This window comes from Kitasatospora sp. NPDC049258 (genome assembly GCF_040678895.1).
In the GTDB taxonomy this organism is placed as follows: Bacteria; Actinomycetota; Actinomycetes; order Streptomycetales; family Streptomycetaceae; genus Kitasatospora.
In genome coordinates, this window is sequence record NZ_JBFAQT010000045.1 from 22849 (window position 1) to 39499 (window position 16651).

The following is a 16651-nucleotide window of genomic DNA, read 5'->3' on the forward strand; positions in this document are numbered from 1 at the left end:
GAGCCGCCTGACCGCACATCGGCAGGAGGCTTCTTGAAGATCGCTCGAATCGTCCGCCCGGCGCTGGCACTGGCCGTCTGCGCGGCCCTGCCGGCCGGCGCCCCGGCGGCCGCCCACCCGGAGGGCCGGGTCACCGTGCAGGACCCGGCCCGCTATGTGAACACCTACGTCGGGACCAGGCCGGGCGGCCCGGACTACGGCATCGGGGGCGAGGCCGGCAACACCTTCCCCGGCGCGGCCGCGCCGCTCGGGATGCTCCAGTGGAGCCCGGACACCGCCACCTACCAGAACGGCGGCTACTCCTACGACGACCACCGGATCCGCGGGTTCAGCCTCACCCACATCTCGGGCGCGGGCTGCGCGGACTACGGCAACATCCCCTTCATGCCGGTGCTGGACGGCGCCCCGGTGGACTTCTCCGAGTTCTCGCACACCGACGAATCGGCCTCCCCCGGCTCGTACGCGGTCACCTTCGGCAACGGCGTGAAGACGGAGCTGGCCGCCACCCGGCGCTCGGGGATCGCCCGGTTCAGCTACCCCGCCGGCCACACCGCCTCGCTCACCGTCGACGCCGGGCGGGCGTTCAACAACGCCTCGGGGTACGTCAGCGTGGGCCGCGACTCGCTCTCCGGCTACACCGACAGCGGCGGCTTCTGCGGGACGGGCAACCGCTACCGGCTGTACTTCTCGGTCGTCTTCGACCGGCCGTTCAGCAGTGCCGGGATCCTGACCGACGGCCGGTTGGACACCGAGCGCCGGAGCGCGAGCGGGGAGAGCAAGGGGATCGCGCCGCAGCCGGCCCGCACCGCCGAGGCGCAGGCCGCCGAGGCACCGGCCACCGGGTCGGCGCGCGGCGGGACGGGCGAGCGGCCCGCGGCCACGGCGGCCGCCTCCGGGGCGAAGGCCCTGGTCTCCTTCGACACCTCGGCCGGCCGGAGCGTCACCGCGCGGGTCGGGATCTCCTTCGTCAGCGAGGAGGGCGCCCGCGCCAACCTGGCCGCCGAGCAGGGCCGCGGCGGCTTCGACCGGGTGGCGGCGGCGGCCCGGAGCTCCTGGAACGGCATGCTCGGGCGGATCGCGGTCGCCGGCGGCAGCACACCGCAGCGGCGGGTCCTCTACACCGCGCTCTACCACGCGATGCTGCACCCCAGCGTGCTCAGCGACGTGGACGGCCGCTACCCCGGCTTCGACGGCCAGGTGCACACCACCCGCCCGGGGCACGCCCAGTACGCGGACTTCTCCGGCTGGGACGTGTACCGCTCGCAGACCCAGCTGCTGGCCCTGCTGGCCCCCGAGGAGGCCGCCGACGTCGCCCAGTCGATCGTCGAACAGGGCTCTCAGGGCGGCTACTTCGACCGCTGGACGCTGGCGAACGGCGGCACCGGCGTGATGGTCGGGGATCCACTGCCGATCATCGCCGCCGGGATCCACGCCTTCGGCGCCACCGGCTTCGACGCGGCCGCCCTGGTCCGGCTGGCGACGGCCGGCCGCCGGGACGCGCGCGAGCGCCCCGCCTTCGGCCCGTACGACTCGCTCGGCTTCGTGCCCACCGGCAGCGCCGGGGTGTGGGGGCCGGCCGCGACCACCCTGGAGTACGCCTCCGCCGACTTCGCGGTGGCGCAGCTGGCCGCCCGGATCGGCGACAGCGACACGCACCAGCTGTTGCTGCGCCGGTCGGCCAACTGGCGCAGCCTGCTGCACGAGCAGACCGGCTACCTCCAGCCGCGGCGCGCCGACCACAGCTGGCCGGCCTTCAGCCCCGGCCAGCGCGAGGGGTACGTCGAGGGCAACGGCGCCCAGTACGCCTGGATGGTGCCCTTCAACCACCGCGGGCTGTTCGACGCGATGGGTGGCGACCAGGCGGTGGCGGCCCGGCTGGACGAGTTCTTCACCGAGTTCAACGCCGGGCCGGCGGTGCCGCACGCCTACCTCGGCAACGAGCCCTCGCTGAAGACCCCGTGGGCGTACGTCTACGCGGGCCACGCCCACCGCACCCAGGACGTCGTCCGGCGCGCGCTGACCTCGCAGTTCTCCGACGCCCCGGAGGGCCTGGTCGGCAACGACGACCTCGGCGAGTTCTCCGCCTGGGCGGTCTGGGCGGCGCTCGGGATGTACCCGCAGGCCCCCGGGCGGGCCGAACTGGTGCTGGCCAGCCCGCAGTTCCCCGCCGTCACCGTCCGCCGGGGCGGCGACGGCCCGACGATCGAGATCAGCGCGCCGGGGGCGTCGGACACGGTCCGCTACGTCCACCGGCTGCGGGTCGACGGCCGGGTCTCGACCAGGCCGTGGGTGGGCGAGGAGTTCGTCCGCCACGGCGGCCGGCTGGGCTTCACCCTGGCCGCCGAGCCCGATCCGGCCTGGGGTGCGGAGCCGGCCGACGCGCCGCCCTCCTTCGACGTGGGCCCGGCCGCACCGGCCACCGGCCCGGTCACCGGTTCGGTCACCGGTTCGGCGGCCGGCTGCCTGGACGTCGGTCCGGACAGCACCGACGGTGCCCCGGCCCGGCTGGCCGGCTGCGACGGCAGCGCCGGCCAGCGCTGGACGGTGGCCCGGGACGGCACGCTGCGCGCGCTCGGCAGGTGCCTGGACGTCAGCGGCAGCCGCTCCGACTCCGGGGCCCCCGTCCAGCTGTGGCACTGCAACGGCACCGGCGCCCAGCAGTGGTGGCCCCGGGCCGACGGCTCGCTGACCAGCGCTCCCTCGGGCCGGTGCCTGGAGGAGGCCGGCGGCGCCGCCGAGGGGGCCGGGTTGCAGCTCCGGGACTGCGGCGGCACCGGGGCCCGACGCTGGCAGGTGCCCCGCTGACCGGCTGAGGTCGGCGGGGCACCCGGGGCCGTACCGGCGAGGCGTCCCGCCGTCAGATGTGGACGGCGGGACCGGCCTCGTTGGCGCCGCGCTTGGTGAGCAGCCCGAGCCCGGCGGCCAGCGCCGCGACCACGGCGGCGACCACGAAGGCCACCGACATGCCGCTCACGAAGGAGGAGTGGACGGCGCCGGCCATCGCGTCCACCAGCTGCTGCGGGGTGCCCGCCGGGGCCGGCGGGGCGATGCCGAGCTGGGCGGCCTGCTCGAGCCCCTTACCCTCGGCGCCCTGCGGCAGCGGGACCCCGGTCTTCGCCCAGTTGCCCGGCAGCACGTCGGTGACCTTGGAGGCCATCACCGCGCCCAGCACGGCGGTGCCGAGGCTGCCGCCGACCTGCATCGCCGCCTGCTGCAGGCCGCCGGCCACGCCGGACAGCTCCAGCGGCGCGTTGCCGACGATGACCTCGGTGGCACCGACCATGACCGGGCTGAGGCCCAGACCCATCAGGACGAACCAGAGCGACATCACCCCGGTGCCGGAGTCGACGTCCAGGGTGGACATGCCGAGCATCGCCGCGGTGGTGAAGAGCATGCCCGCGACGATCGGGATGCGCGGGCCGACCTTGCCGATCGCGGCGCCGGCCAGCGGGGCGCCGACGATCATCATGGCGGTCATCGGGAGCAGGTGGACGCCGGCCTGCACCGGCGTCATGCCGTGCACGTTCTGAAGGTAGAAGGTGACGAAGAAGACGCCGCCGAAGAACGCGAAGGCCATCAGCACCATCAGCAGGGTGCCGGCCGAGAGCGAGACCGAGCGGAACAGGCTGAGCGGGATCAGCGGCTCCTTCGCCTTGGTCTGCCAGAACGCGAAGACCGCCATCGCCACGATCGCGCCGCCCAGGAAGACCCAGGTGGTGGCCGAGCCCCAGCCCCAGGTGGGGGCCTTGATGATGCCCCAGACCAGCATGAACATCGCGCCGGACAGCAGCACGATGCCCGGGACGTCGAAGGACTTGGCGGAGTTCTCGCTCCGGACGTCGCGCAGGATCCACAGGCCGAGCGCCAGGGCGATCAGGCCGACCGGGATGTTGATGAAGAAGACCGACTCCCAGTTGACGTGCTCGACCAGCAGGCCGCCGACGATCGGACCGGCCGCGGTGGAGGCGCCGATCACCCCGCCCCAGATGCCGATCGCCATGTTCAGCTTCTCGGCCGGGAAGGCGCCGCGCAGCAGGCCGAGCGCGGCGGGCTGGAGCAGCGCGCCGAACAGGCCCTGGAGCACCCGGAAGAGGATCACCATCTGGATCGAGCCGGCGAAGCCGATGGCGGCCGAGGTGGCGGCGAAGCCGGTCGCGCCGACCAGGAAGGTGGTCCGGTGACCGAACCGGTCGCCGATCTTGCCGGCGGTGATCAGGAAGACCGCGAGGGCCAGCAGGTAGCCGCTGGTGACCCACTGGATGTCGGCGGGCGAGGCGCCCAGGTCGGCCTGGATCGCCGGGTTGGCGATGGCCACCACGGTGCCGTCGAGGGCCACCATCATCACGCCGACGGCCACGGTCAGCAGGGTCAGCCAGGGGTGGCCCCGCAGTCCGCGTCCGGTGGACGGGGGTTCGTTGCGCCGAGGCGGTACGTCCGCCTTGTCGGTGTTGACGACGGACTGGCTCATGCGGAACGCCTTCCGAGGGCTGGGGAGACAGGAGAGTGGCGCCCCGGCCCACCCGTCCCCACGAGATGTCGGACCTGACGGGCGCCACTCGGGAACATTATGTCAGCGACTGACATTAGGCAAACTGTGACTTGTGACTCACGCTGACATATGTCAGAGCGCTAGGGTGGAGCTGCCGGACCCCACCGCGTTGCCCCCACCCCCACCGGCACCTCCGCAGTCGAAAGGCCCCGCCATGGCCGCCCAGCCAGCCGCACCCGCGATCGATCCCGGCTGCCGGGTGCTCGGGCTGCGCGAGCGCAAGAAGCAGCGCACCAGGGACGCCCTGGTCGACGCGGCGCACACGCTGTTCCTCGACCGCGGCTACGGGGACACCACGGTCGACGAGATCGCCGCCGCCGTGGACGTCTCGCAGCGCACCTTCTTCCGCTACTTCGCCAACAAGGAGGAGGTCGCGCTGGCCGTGATGGCCGACGCGGAGGACTTCTTCATCGACTGCCTGCGCGGCCGCCCCGCCGCCGAGAACCCGCTCCAGGCGATGCGGGCGGCGATCACCGAGGCCTGGCGCACCCTCGGCGAGGGGCGCGGCACCGGCCCGGGCGGTGTCACGGCCGCCCTGGAGCTGTTCGAGCTGATCGAGACCACGCCCACCCTGCTCGCCGCCCACCTGCGCCGGACCACCGAGCAGGAGCGCGTGGTGGCCGGCGTGCTCGCCGACCGCGAGGGCCTGGACCCGCTCACCGACCTGCGGCCCCGGCTGCTGGCCGCCGTGTTCGGCTCCGTGGTGCGGATCTCGCACCTGTCCTGGAGCACCGACGGCGCCGGCGCCGACGCCGGCCCGGACGGCATGATCGAGCTGATCGAGCGCCACCTCGACCAGCTCGGCCCGGCGCTGGCCGGCTCCTGGCGCGCCTGAGCCACCGCCGCCGGTACGGCTGTCGTACCGGGGTACGAGGGCCGGTCCACCCCTGGGTACGACGACATCCGCCGCCCGAGCCCCTACGCTCGGGCCGGGTGAACAACCCCACCCTCCAGGACCGGCTGCAGGAGCTTCCGCGCAGCCTGGCCCGCCCCTCCCCGGACCGCCGCGCACTGCTCGCCGACTCCCCCAGCTTCTGGCTGCGCGCCCTGCCGCCCACCCTCGGGCTCACCCTGGTCGCGACCCTGCTGCCGATCGACATCGTGGTGCTGACCGGCTCGTACGGCCTGGACGGCTACCCGGCGACGGTGCTCGCGCTCGCCCAGACGGTGCCGCTGCTGCTGGCCGTGCGGCGCCCGCTGCCGGCCTGGTGGATCGTCGCCGCCGCCACCGCGGCCACCGCCGCCGTCACGCTCGACAGCCCGCCCGGCGCCGGGCCGTGGCCCTGGCCGGCCGGCACCCTGATCGGCTACCTGTTCCTGATGGGCGCGCTCGCCCTGCGCGAGCGGGGGCAGGCCCTGCTCGCGGTCTGGCTGGTCACCCTGTTCGGCACGGTGGGCGCGGCGGCGGCCTTCGGACAGCGGGCCGGCGGCGCCCCGGCCGTCGCGGTGGTGCTCACCGGCGCGGTGCTGCTGCTGGGCTGGAGCCTGCGCGGGCGCGGGGAGGCCCGCCGCCGGCTGGCCGAGCAGGAGGAGATCAGCGAGGCCGAACGCGGCCTGCGCACCCTGCTGGAGGAGCGTGCCCGGATCGCCCGCGAGCTGCACGACGTGGTCGCCCACCACATGTCGGTGATCACCGTGCAGGCCGACAGCGCGCCCTACCGGCTGACCGGGCTCCCTCCGGAGGCGGTCGCCGAGTTCACCACCATCGCCGCCGCCGCCCGCAGCTCGCTGGCCGAGATGCGGCGGCTGCTGGGGGTGCTGCGCAGCGAGCGCGGTGATCCCGACAAGGCTCCCCAGCCGGGGGTCGGCGACCTCCGGCGGCTGGTCGACACGGTGGCCCAGGCCGGGGTCTCGGCCGAGCTGGCGGTCGGCCCGGAGGTCGAGGCGCTGACACCGCTGCCGGCCGCCCTCGACCTCTCGGTCTACCGGATCGTCCAGGAGGCGTTGGCCAACGTGGTCCGGCACGCCCCCGGCGCCCGGACCCGGGTCACGCTGGCCGCCGGGGAGGGCGCCCTGCGGGTCACCGTGGTCAACTCGCCCCCGGCGCCGGGCGGCGCGGCGGTCGAGCCCTCCGGGAGCACCGGGCACGGGCTGGTCGGGATGCGCGAACGGGTCCGGCTGCTGGATGGCAGGCTGGACACCGGCCCGCTGCCGGACGGCGGCTTCCGGGTCGCCGCCGTACTGCCGATCACCACCCCGGGGGAGAGCGCTCCATGACCATCCGCGTACTCATCGTCGACGACCAGGCGATGGTCCGGGCCGGCTTCGCCGCGCTGCTGAACGCCCAGAGCGACATCGACGTGGTCGGCGACGCCGCCGACGGGAAGCAGGCCCTGGAGGCGAGCGGGCGCACCCACCCCGACGTGGTGCTGATGGACGTCCGGATGCCCGAGATGGACGGTCTGGAGGCGGCCCGCCGGCTGCTCGACCCTCCGCCCGGCGTGGTGCACCGCCCCAAGGTGCTGATGCTCACCACCTTCGACGTGGACGACTACGTGTACGAGGCGCTGCGCGCCGGGGCCAGCGGCTTCCTGCTCAAGGACGCCCCGCCGGCCGATCTGATCGCCGCGGTCCGGGTGGTGGCGGCCGGCGACGCGCTGCTCGCGCCCTCGGTCACCCGCCGGCTGATCGAGGACTTCGCCCGCACCCGCCCGGCGCCCCGGCGCGACCGGGCCCTGCGGCTGAACGGTCTGACCCCGCGGGAGACCGAGGTGCTGGAGCTGATCGCCCGCGGCCTGTCCAACCAGGAGATCGCCGGCCGCCTGGTGGTGGCCGAGCAGACCGTCAAGACGCACATCGGCCGGGTGCTCGCCAAGCTCGACCTGCGCGACCGCGCCCAGGCGGTGGTGCTGGCCTACGAGTCGGGCCTGGTGACACCCGGTCAGTGAGTCGGGCGGGGGGTTGTCCCCCGGGCCGGGCCGGGGGCGGGCCGCCCGCCCCGTGCGGGGGCCTGCCGCTAATACCGCGGTGCGACAAGGCAGTTGGCCCTGCGGAGTGACGTGCGCCGGGCCGCCGGCCACCTACCTTCCTCACGTTCACGGACGAGAGGAAGAACGAGATGCTGCGATTCAGGCGCACCCTGGCGGCCGCCGTGCTGGCCGCCACCGCGGTGCTGGGGATGGGTGCCTCGGCGGCCGCCGCCGGGCAGCGGGCCGTCACCGGACCGCCGCCGGGCACGGCGGCCTGGCGGGCCGACACCGTCCTGGGCGTCCGGCTGCCCGACCCGGCGAGCGCCGCACCGGCCGAGGTGGCCGCCTTCCTCGCCGCCCTCACCCCCGCCCAGCGGGAGGCGCTGGCCGTCCGGCACCCGCTGGTGGTCGGCAACCTGGACGGCGCGCCGTTCGAACTGCGGTACCGGGCCAATGCGCTGGCGCTGGCGCAGGAGCACCGCGCGGCCGCGGCCGCCGCCGCGGACCAGCGGCTGAGCAGCTCCGCCCGGGCCGCCGCCCGGGCCCGGGCCGAGCGGTACGCCTCGCTGGCCGGCCGGCAGATCCTCGCCTTCGACCCGCGCGGCCGCGGGCAGGTCGCCGAGGTGTTCGGCGACCTGGCGCAGGGCCGCCGGACCGCCGTGGTGGTGCCCGGCTCCGACATCGACCTGATGACCTTCGACCGGGCCCGGGACGCCGGCGGCACCCCCGCCGGGATGGCCCGGGCGCTGCGCGCCGCGACCGGCGATCAGGTCGCCGTCGTCGCCTGGGCCGGCTACACCACCCCGGTCGGGCTGGGCCTGGACGCCGCCACCGCCGACCTCGCGGTGGCCGGCGGCGAGCGACTGGCCCGCTTCCTCACCGGCCTCGCCGAGCGGACCGGCCCCGCCACGGTGTTCTGCCACAGCTACGGGTCGGTGGTCTGCGCCCGCGCCGGCCTCGGCCCGGAGCAGGCCGCCGGCCTGGTGGTGCTCGGCTCGCCGGGGATGGAGACCGACCGCGCCACCGAGCTGCGGGTGCCGGTCTGGGCCGCCGAGCGGGGCGAGGCGGACTGGATCGGTGAGGTGCCGCACCTGTCCGTGCTCGGCCTAGGCCACGGCGCCGACCCGACCGGACCCGGGTTCGGCGCCCGGCTGCTCTCCTCGGCCGGCTCCCACGGCCACACCGGCTACTTCGCCGCCGGCACCGCCTCGCTCGCCAACTTCGCCGCCCTCGCCACCGGCGACCTCACCGCCGTCCGCTGCGCCACCGCGAACCGGGAGTGCCAGGATGCGATCTGACCTGCTGCGCCGGGCCGCCGCCAGGGTGGACGCCCGGACCCCGGCCGGCCGGGACCGCGCCCTGGACGGGCTGCGCGCGCTCGCCCTGCTGGCCGTCCCCACCGGGCACTGGATGCTCGGCGGTTTCACCCGCTCCGCCGAGGACGGCGTGCTGCACAACGCCAGCCCGCTCGGCTCGCTCGGCTTCCTCGCCCCGCTCAGCTGGGTGCTCCAGCTGCTCGGCCTGTTCTTCCTGGTCGGCGGCCACTCGGCGGCGAAGTCGCTGGCCCGGGCGCACGCGCGCGGCACCGGGACGGCCGACTGGCTGCGCGGCCGGACCGTGCGCCTGCTGCGCCCGGTGCTCGGGGTGGCAGCGGTGTGGGCCGTGCTGATCCCGCTGCTGCGGCTCGCCGGGGTGCCGCAGGGCACGGTACGGACCGGGGCGGTGCTGGTGGTCCAGCCGCTCTGGTACATCGGGATCTACCTGGTGCTCACCGCACTGACCCCGTACTGCCTGGCGGCCGGCCGCCGGCTCGGGGGCTGGGCCGCGGCCCCGCTGCTGGGCACCGTCGCGCTGGTGGACCTGCTGCGCTACGGGCCGTGGGCCGATGCGGTGCCGCCCTGGCTCGCGCTGGTGAACCTGCTGCCCGGCTGGCTGTTCGCCTACCAGCTCGGGGTCGGCTGGGCGCAGGGCCGGCTCGGGCGGGCCGGCGGGCGGCTGCTGCTGCTCGGCGGGGCGGCGCTGTTCGTGGTGCTGCTGGCGGTGTTCCACTACCCGGCCAGCATGGTCGGCGTGCCGGGTGCGGCCCGGACCAACTCGCACCCGCCGTCGCTGCTGGTGCTGGCGCTGGCCTCGGCGCAGTGCGGCGCCGCCGTCCTGCTGCGCGAGCGGCTGGCCCGGCTGCTGCGGCGCCCGGCGCTGTGGCTGCCGGTGGTACTGGTCAACCTGTCGGCGATGACGATCTTCTGCTGGCACCAGACCGCGATGTTCGCGGTGGCGCTGCCGGGCTCGCTGCCGGCCGCGGTGCCCGGGCTGACCACCGCTCCCGACTCGCTCGGCTGGGTGCTCGCCCGGCTGGCCTGGCTGCCGGTGTTCGGCCTGGCGCTGGTGGCGATCGGCCGCGGTGCGCGGCGGTTCGACGGCCCGTGGCCGTCCCGGCTGTGGCGGACGGCGGCGGGCGCGGGGGCGGCGGCCTTCACGGTGTACGCGCTGGGGGTGCTGTGAGATCGGCCGGCTGTCACCGCCCCGCACTACGCTGGCCCGATGGTGACGTTCGATCAGTTCAGGGAGATGGCGCTGGCCCTGCCCCAGGCGCACGAGCAGCCGACCTGGGAGCAGCTCACACTGCGGGTCGGCAAGAAGATCTTCGCGATGGGCAGCCCGGAGTCGGGGCGCGTCTGCGTGAAGGCGACCAAGGAGGAGCAGGCGGAGCTGCTCGCGGCCGCCCCGGAGGTCTACTCGTTCGCGCCCTACGTGGGCCGGCACGGCTGGGTGCTGGTCGCCCTCGCCGAGGTCGGCCCGGAGGAACTGGGCGAGCTGCTCACGGAGGCCTGGCGCAGCGTCGCACCCAGGCGGCTGCACCCCCAGGTGGACGGGGAGTGAACCAGTCGGAACCGATCAGATTCCGCCACCCACATGAGCGAATGTGAGCCACAACACAGTTTGAAGCCCGGCGTCGGCTTCGGCTTCCCTCTACGCTGGCTGACGTGTAGTTGGCAGTCGTAGCACCATCGGGCCCGGCCCGCTGTGACGGTCACCGGCCCCGAGGGAGTTGACGCCATGCAGCGCAGGCGTGTCAAGCGCATTCTGATAGGCGCCTTCGCGGGCTGTGCGGTCCTGGTCGACGCCGGCGCCGCGGCGGCCCAGGCGGCCGCCGCGAACGAGCAGGTGGCCATCGCCACCCCGCCGGCCGGCAGCACCGCCTGGGTCTCGGACCACTCGCTGGGCCGCGAGCTGCCCGACCCGGCCACCGCCACGGCCGCCTCGGTCGCCGCCTTCTTCGCCTCGCTGAGCCCCGCCGACACCGAGCGGCTGGCCGCCGCCTACCCGCTGGTGGTCGGCAATCTGGACGGCGCCCCGCTGCCGCTGCGCTACCACGCCAACCGGCTCGCCATCGCGGCCGAGCGGGACCGCGCCCGGGCCCGCGCCGAGGACCACCACCTGGACGCCGGCACCCGCGCGCTGGCCGCCGCCCGCGCCGACGACTCCGGCCACCTGCTCGCCGAGGGCCGGCAGATCCTGGCCTTCGACCCGCGTGGCCGCGGCCTGGTCAGCGAGGTCTTCGGGGATCTGGCCACCGCCCAGCGGGTGGCCGTCCTGGTGCCCGGCTCGGACGCCGACCTCGGCCACTTCGACCAGGCCGTCGAGCCGCTGCGCTCCCCCGCCGGGATGGCCCGCGCCCTGCTCGCCGAGGAGCACCGGCAGGCTCCCGGCACCCGCACCGCGGTGATCGCCTGGACGGGCTACGTCACCCCCTCCGGCCTCGGCCCCGACGCCGTCACCGCCCGGCTCGCCGAGGTCGGCGCACCCCGCCTGCTGCGCCTGCTGGACGGCCTGCGGGTGACCAGCCACCCGGACCGGGCGCCCTCGCTGTTCTGCCACTCCTACGGATCGGTGGTCTGCGGCACCGCCGCCCCCTCGATCGACCAGGCCGCCCCGACCGACCTGGTGGTCTTCGGCAGCCCGGGCATGGGCGTGGCGTCCGCCGCCGAACTCGGCCACGGCGTGGAGGTCTGGGCCACCCGCAACCGCACCGACTGGATCGGCAACGTCCCGTACCTGGAGGTGGGCGGCCTCGGCCACGGCGCCGACCCGACCAGCACCGGCTTCGGCGCGATAGAGGTCTCCTCCACCGGCGCGGCCGGCCACAACGGCTACTTCGCCCCCGGCACCGCCAGCCTGCACAACTTCGGCGCCATCGCGCTCGGCCACTACGACAGCGTCAGCCACCCGCCGACGGTGGCCTGACCCCCTCCGCCGGCCCCCGGTCGTAGAGCCGGGTGACCTCGGCCGCCGCCTTCGCCAGCTCCACCCGCGCCTGCGGCGGTTCGAGCACCTCCACGTCCGCGCCGAAGGGCAGCAGCATCCGGGCCGCCGCCACCGCCCGCAGCCCGAGCCGGACCTCGGCCCACTCCGGGTCCGTACCGGACGGCGGGGCCGCCAGCAGGCTCGCGTGGATCCGGGTGAACAGGTCCAGCCGGCGCCGGCGCACCCGGGCCACCAGCGTGACCTCGTCCGGCAGCTCCTCGACCCGCTCGCGCAGCACCGCCCAGACCTCCGGCAGGCCCAGCCCCGGCCGCCGCCGGACCGGCTCCTGCGCCACCCGGGCCGCCCGCACCCGGTCGGCCCGGAACAGCCGCGGCCCGCCGTCCAGGTCCGCCACCAGGTACCAGACGCCCGCCTTGCTCACCAGCCCGTACGGATCCACCGTGTACGCGCTCGGCTCGGCCGCACCGCTGTGCCGGTACACCAGCTCCAGCCGCAGGTCGGCGAAGACCGCCCGCTGCAGCTCGCCGAGCTCGACCGGGGCGGGGCCGCCGCGCAGCCAGCGCTCGGGGTCGACCAGGATCCGCTCGCTGGTCCGCTCGGCCGCCGGCCGGTGCGGGGCGGGCAGCGCGGCCATCACCTTGCGCAGCGCGGTGGAGATCGCCTCGCCCAGGCCCAGCGCGTCGTGCGCCCCGGCGGCCGCCAGCACGAACAGCGCCCGGGCCTCGTCGGCGGTCAGCCCGGTGACGTCGGTGCGGTAGCCGGGCAGCAGCGCGATGCCGCCGTGCCGTCCGCGCTCCGCCCAGACCGGCACCCCGGCGGCGGACAGCGCCTCCACGTCCCGGTAGACGGTGCGGACGGAGACCTCCAGCCGCTCGGCGAGCTCCCCGGCCGGCACCCGGCCACGGGTCTGGAGCAGCAGCAGGATCGAGAGCAGTCGGTCGGCCTTCACGGAAGTCAGCCTAAAACCTGACACAGGGTGTCAGGTATTGCCGGGAGAGTACGCGGCGCAGACCGAATCCGTACCGCAAGGAGCAACCCCGATGAACGCCTCGTTCGACCCCCGCCCGACCTACCTGCGCGCGCTCGACCAGCTCGGCAAGGTGCTCGCCCAGGTCACCCCGGAGCTGCTGGACCGGCCCACCCCGTGCACCGAGTACGACCTGCGCGCCCTGCTGAGCCACACGGTCGGCGGCGTGCACCGGATCGCCTACGTCGGGGAGGGCGGCCTCAGCCTGGACGTCCCGGCCGCGGTCGGCGAGATCGAGGACACCGAGTGGGTGGAGGCGCTCGGCCGGGCCCGGGACCGGGCCGAGCGGGCCTGGGCCGAGGACGGCACGCTGGACCGCCCGGCGTCGGTGCCCTGGGGCGTGCTGCCCGGCCGGTTCGCCCTGGGCGGCTACGTGATGGAGGCGGTGACCCACACCTGGGACATCGCCCAGGTGGTGGCCCCGGCGGCGGCGCTCGACGAGGAGCTGGCGCTCGGCGCGCTGGAGGTCGCCGAGCAGGTGCTGCCGGCCGAGCCGCGCGGCGGCGAGATGCCGTTCGGCCCGGTCCGGCCGGTGCCGGCCGACGCCGACCCGTACACCCGGCTGGCGGGCTGGCTGGGCCGGCAGGTCTGAGGCCGGACCGCCGGCGGGGCGGGGCCGGCGCACCGGCCCCGCCCCGCCGGCGGTCACGCGCGCTCGGCGCTCATCGGCCGTCGACGCTCACTCGCGGCCTGCCGAGGTGAAGGTCATGTCGGCGTACCGGTCACCGGTGACCTGGCCGGCGACCGGCTCCAGCTCGACCAGCTCGGTGGCGGTCAGCTTCAGCGTCGCGGCCGCGGTGTTCTCCGCCAGCCGGGAGCGCTTGCGGGTGCCCGGGATCGGCACCACGGTCAGACCGTGCACCTCGGCCCTCTGGTGCACCCAGGCCAGCGCGACCTGGGCGGCGGAGACCCCGCGCTCGGCGGCGATCTTCTGGATCGGCGCCACCAGCTGCGCGTTGCGCTCGGCGTTGGCCCCGCTGAACTGCGGGTGGCTGCGCCGGTAGTCGCCCTCGCTGAGCTGCTCGGCGGCGGTGAAGGCGCCGGTCAAGAAGCCCCGCCCGAGCGGCGAGTACGGCACGAAGGCCACCCCCAGCTCGGCCGCGGCCGGCACCGCGGTGTGCTCCACGTCCCGGGAGAAGACCGACCACTCCGACTGCAGGGCGGCGATCGGGTGCACGGCGTGCGCCTCGCGCAGCTCGTCCCCGGTCACCTCGGACAGGCCCAGGTGGCGGACCTTGCCGGCCTGCACCAGCTCGGCCATCGCGCCGACCGACTCGGCCAGCGGCACCCGGGGGTCGCGGCGGTGCATGTAGTAGACGTCGATGGTCTCGACGCCCAGCCGGCGCAGCGAGGCCTCGACGGCGGTCCGGATGTAGGCGGGGTCGTTGCGCACGCCGCGGTAGGCCGGGTCGTCGGCGCGGCGCTCGATGGCGAACTTGGTCGCCAGCACCACCCGGTCGCGGTTGGCCCGGACGAACGGGCCGATCAGCTCCTCGTTGTGGCCGGAGCCGTAGACGTCGGCGGTGTCGAAGAGGGTGACACCCAGCTCCAGCGCGGCGTCCAGGGTGGCGAGCGCCTCGGCGGTGTCGGTCGGTCCGTAGAACTCGCTCATGCCCATGCAGCCCAGGCCCTGGATCCCGACGACGGGCCCGGCGCTGCCGAGTGCGGTGGTGGGGAGGGTCGTCATGCGCTCTCCTTCTGCTCCCCTGCGTCGGGGAGGCGTGAGTACAGGTCGATCTTGTAGTCGAGGACCGCGAGGGTCGCGTGCAGGTCGGCGAGCCGCTGCCGCACCTCCTCGCGGTGCGCGACCAGCAGCTCGCGCCGGTCGTCGTAGGTGTGGTCGCCGGCCCGGACCAGCTCCACGTACCGGAGCATGTCCGCGACCGGCATCCCGGTCAGCCGCAGCCGGCCGAGGAAGGCCAGCCGGGCGAGGTCCGCGTCGCTGTAGCGCCGCTGGCCCGCGTAGGAGCGGTCGACCGCTTCGAGCAGGCCGATCCGCTCGTACCAGCGCAGGGTGTGCGCGGTCAGGCCGCTGGCCGCGGCGACCTCGCTGATCGGGTGCCGCGGGGTGCGGTCCGGGTCCGGGCTGGGCCGGTTGTACGCCTCCCCGCAACCGCGCGGGTCGATCGAGATCGGTGCGAGCGTTGCCATGTCTGACCCCCGGTGATCGGCGACGGCTATGAAGCTACTGAGTTGGAGTGCACTCCAAGCAAGCCTGCCACGCGAACGGCGTCCGCGAATGGCTAGAGTTCGAGCCATGCAGAGCTTGCGGATGATCGAGGACTGGCCGGTGCCGAACGCGGCGGTCGCGGTGGTGCGGGGCGTCGACGGTGCGGTGCTGGGCGGGCACGGTCCGCAGCAGCACCTGTTCCCGCTGGCGTCGGTGACCAAGCTGCTCACCTCGTACGCGGTGCTGGTCGCGGTCGAGGAGGGCGTCTTCGAGCTGGACGACCCGGCCGGCCCCGAGGGCTCCACCGTCCGGCACCTGCTGGCGCACACCTCGGGGCTGGCCTTCGACGAGCACCGGGTGATGGCCCCGCCCGGTGAGCGGCGGCTGTACTCGAACGCCGGCTTCGACGTGCTGGCGAAGACCCTGTCCGAGGCCGCCGGGATCGAGTTCGGGAAGTACGCGGCCGAGGCCGTGTTCGAGCCGCTCGGCATGCGGTCCACCCTGATCAACACCGCACACCGCTCGCCGGCCGGCGCGGGCGGCCTGTCCACGGCGGCCGATCTCGCGCTGTTCGCCGCCGAGTTGCAGGCACCCAGGCTGCTCGACCCGTCCACGGTGCGGGCCGCCACCCGCGAGGTGGCCTTCCCCGGCACCAGCGGCGTGCTCCCGGGGTTCGGCCACCGCCGGCCGAACGACTGGGGCCTCGGCTTCGAGATCCGCGCCGACAAGGCCCCGCACTGGACCGGCACCACCAGCTCGGCGGCCACCTTCGGCCACTTCGGCCAGTCCGGCACCTTCCTGTGGGTCGACCCGCAGGCCGGTGCGGCCTGCGTCGCCCTGACCGACCGTGACTTCGGCCCCTGGGCCGCCGAGGTGTGGCCGCGGTTCACCGACGCGGTGCTGGCCGAGCTGCGCGGCTGACCCGGCCGCCGGCCCTGCTGCTGGCCCGGGCTCACCCCAGCAGCAGGGTGCCGTGCATCTCCAGCAGCAGCAGTTCGGCGCCCTGTGGCCCGGCCACCGGGTCGGCGAAGGCCGGGCCGGTGATCCGGACGCTGTCCCCCGGCTCCAGCGAGCGGCCGCCGCCCTGCGGGCCGGGCACCGTGCGGTAGCCGACCGAACCCGCCGTCAGATGCGCGTAGCGGTACGGGGCCGGCGGGAGTTCGGGCAGCGGCTGCCAGGGGCCGGCGGTGACCAGGTGCAGGGCGGCGTCGCTGCGGCGCAGCCGCAGCGCGTCGGGGCCGGCCGGCCGGTCCTTCCCGGCGGCGAGCACCGTCAGCCCGCCCGGCGCCGGCTCGACCCGGCGCAGCCCGTACCCCGGCGGGGCGCCGAACTCGTCGGGCTGGAGCCAGAACTGGACGAAGCGGACCGGCTCCGCGGCGCCGCCGACGTTGCGCTCGGTGTGCGTCACCCCGCGGCCGGCGCTCAGGTGCTGGAGCATGCCAGGGCGGACCACTCCGGCGTGCCCGTCGTCGTCCCGGTGCGCCAGGGCGCCGGAGAGCACCCAGGTCAGCAGCTCGGTGTCGCGGTGCCGGTGCTGCTCGTACCCCGCGCCGGGGGCGAGGGTCTCCTCGTTGCAGGCGAGCAGCGCGCCGAAGTGCGTGTTCCTCGGGTCGTAGTGCCCGGAGAAGGAGAAGGCGTGCCTGGTCTCGATGCCCGCGGCCGGGGTGGAGAGGTAGCGTTCGGGAGCCCGGCGCAGGTCGGCGCGGGGGCGCTCTCGGGTGTCGGTCACG

General features: G+C 75.4%; 15 protein-coding genes. 10 read left to right on the top strand and 5 right to left on the bottom strand.

All coding sequences use genetic code 11. The features are described from left to right. Positions 1-33: 33 nt before the first annotated feature. Positions 34-2805, top strand: coding sequence for a GH92 family glycosyl hydrolase (locus AB0K43_RS27235; protein WP_363644252.1), 2772 nt, complete (start codon positions 34-36; stop codon positions 2803-2805). Between the two features lie 52 nt (positions 2806-2857). On the opposite strand, the gene AB0K43_RS27240 is transcribed toward AB0K43_RS27235, so the two are convergent. Beyond that, positions 2858-4468: an MFS transporter gene (locus AB0K43_RS27240; protein ID WP_363644254.1), complete on the bottom strand. Its 1611-nt coding sequence runs from the start codon at positions 4466-4468 to the stop codon at positions 2858-2860. 235 nt (positions 4469-4703) lie between these two features. Between AB0K43_RS27240 and AB0K43_RS27245 the strand changes: the two genes are divergently transcribed. The 7 genes from AB0K43_RS27245 (at position 4704) to AB0K43_RS27275 (ending at position 11703) form a co-directional block, all read left to right on the top strand. Then, positions 4704-5384, top strand: coding sequence for a TetR family transcriptional regulator (locus tag AB0K43_RS27245; protein ID WP_363644256.1), 681 nt, complete (start codon positions 4704-4706; stop codon positions 5382-5384). A gap of 98 nt (positions 5385-5482) precedes the next feature. Then, positions 5483-6766 (top strand): histidine kinase, encoded by a 1284-nt coding sequence (locus AB0K43_RS27250; RefSeq protein ID WP_363644258.1) that lies wholly within the window; start codon positions 5483-5485, stop codon positions 6764-6766. After that, positions 6763-7437, top strand: coding sequence for a response regulator transcription factor (locus AB0K43_RS27255; protein ID WP_363644260.1), 675 nt, complete (start codon positions 6763-6765; stop codon positions 7435-7437). Before AB0K43_RS27250 ends, AB0K43_RS27255 begins: the two co-directional genes overlap by 4 nt. Positions 7438-7607: 170 nt before the next feature. Beyond that, complete coding sequence (locus AB0K43_RS27260; protein ID WP_363644262.1) at positions 7608-8756, top strand: alpha/beta hydrolase; 1149 nt, start codon at positions 7608-7610, stop codon at positions 8754-8756. Beyond that, positions 8746-9960, top strand: coding sequence for an acyltransferase (locus AB0K43_RS27265; RefSeq protein ID WP_363644264.1), 1215 nt, complete (start codon positions 8746-8748; stop codon positions 9958-9960). The genes AB0K43_RS27260 and AB0K43_RS27265 overlap by 11 nt, the downstream gene beginning before the upstream one ends. 39 nt (positions 9961-9999) lie before the next feature. Next, entirely contained in the window at positions 10000-10338 is a 339-nt protein-coding gene (locus tag AB0K43_RS27270) for an MmcQ/YjbR family DNA-binding protein (protein WP_363644266.1), read from the top strand. A gap of 177 nt (positions 10339-10515) precedes the next feature. After that, positions 10516-11703, top strand: a complete 1188-nt coding sequence (locus AB0K43_RS27275) for an alpha/beta hydrolase (protein ID WP_363644268.1) — start codon at positions 10516-10518, stop codon at positions 11701-11703. Here the strand turns inward: AB0K43_RS27275 and AB0K43_RS27280 are convergent. Continuing rightward, positions 11678-12673, bottom strand: a complete 996-nt coding sequence (locus tag AB0K43_RS27280) for a WYL domain-containing protein (RefSeq protein WP_363644270.1) — start codon at positions 12671-12673, stop codon at positions 11678-11680. The genes AB0K43_RS27275 and AB0K43_RS27280 overlap by 26 nt on opposite strands. A 91-nt stretch (positions 12674-12764) precedes the next feature. Here AB0K43_RS27280 and AB0K43_RS27285 point away from each other — a divergent pair, with 91 nt between their 5' ends. Beyond that, positions 12765-13343: a TIGR03086 family metal-binding protein gene (locus AB0K43_RS27285; RefSeq protein WP_363644272.1), complete on the top strand. Its 579-nt coding sequence runs from the start codon at positions 12765-12767 to the stop codon at positions 13341-13343. Positions 13344-13430: 87 nt separating this feature from the next. Here AB0K43_RS27285 and AB0K43_RS27290 read toward each other — a convergent pair whose 3' ends face one another. Next, positions 13431-14438 (bottom strand): aldo/keto reductase, encoded by a 1008-nt coding sequence (locus tag AB0K43_RS27290; RefSeq protein ID WP_363644274.1) that lies wholly within the window; start codon positions 14436-14438, stop codon positions 13431-13433. Next, a complete protein-coding gene (locus tag AB0K43_RS27295) occupies positions 14435-14902 on the bottom strand; it encodes a MerR family transcriptional regulator (RefSeq protein WP_363644276.1) in 468 nt (155 codons plus the stop codon). Before AB0K43_RS27295 ends, AB0K43_RS27290 begins: the two co-directional genes overlap by 4 nt. A 106-nt stretch (positions 14903-15008) precedes the next feature. Between AB0K43_RS27295 and AB0K43_RS27300 the strand changes: the two genes are divergently transcribed. Then, positions 15009-15842 carry a serine hydrolase domain-containing protein gene (locus AB0K43_RS27300; protein WP_363644278.1) on the top strand — a complete coding sequence of 278 codons (834 nt, stop codon included), beginning with the start codon at positions 15009-15011 and terminating at the stop codon, positions 15840-15842. Between the two features lie 31 nt (positions 15843-15873). On the opposite strand, the gene AB0K43_RS27305 is transcribed toward AB0K43_RS27300, so the two are convergent. After that, positions 15874-16650, bottom strand: a complete 777-nt coding sequence (locus AB0K43_RS27305) for a pirin family protein (RefSeq protein ID WP_363644280.1) — start codon at positions 16648-16650, stop codon at positions 15874-15876. Between the last annotated feature and the right edge of the window lies 1 nt (position 16651).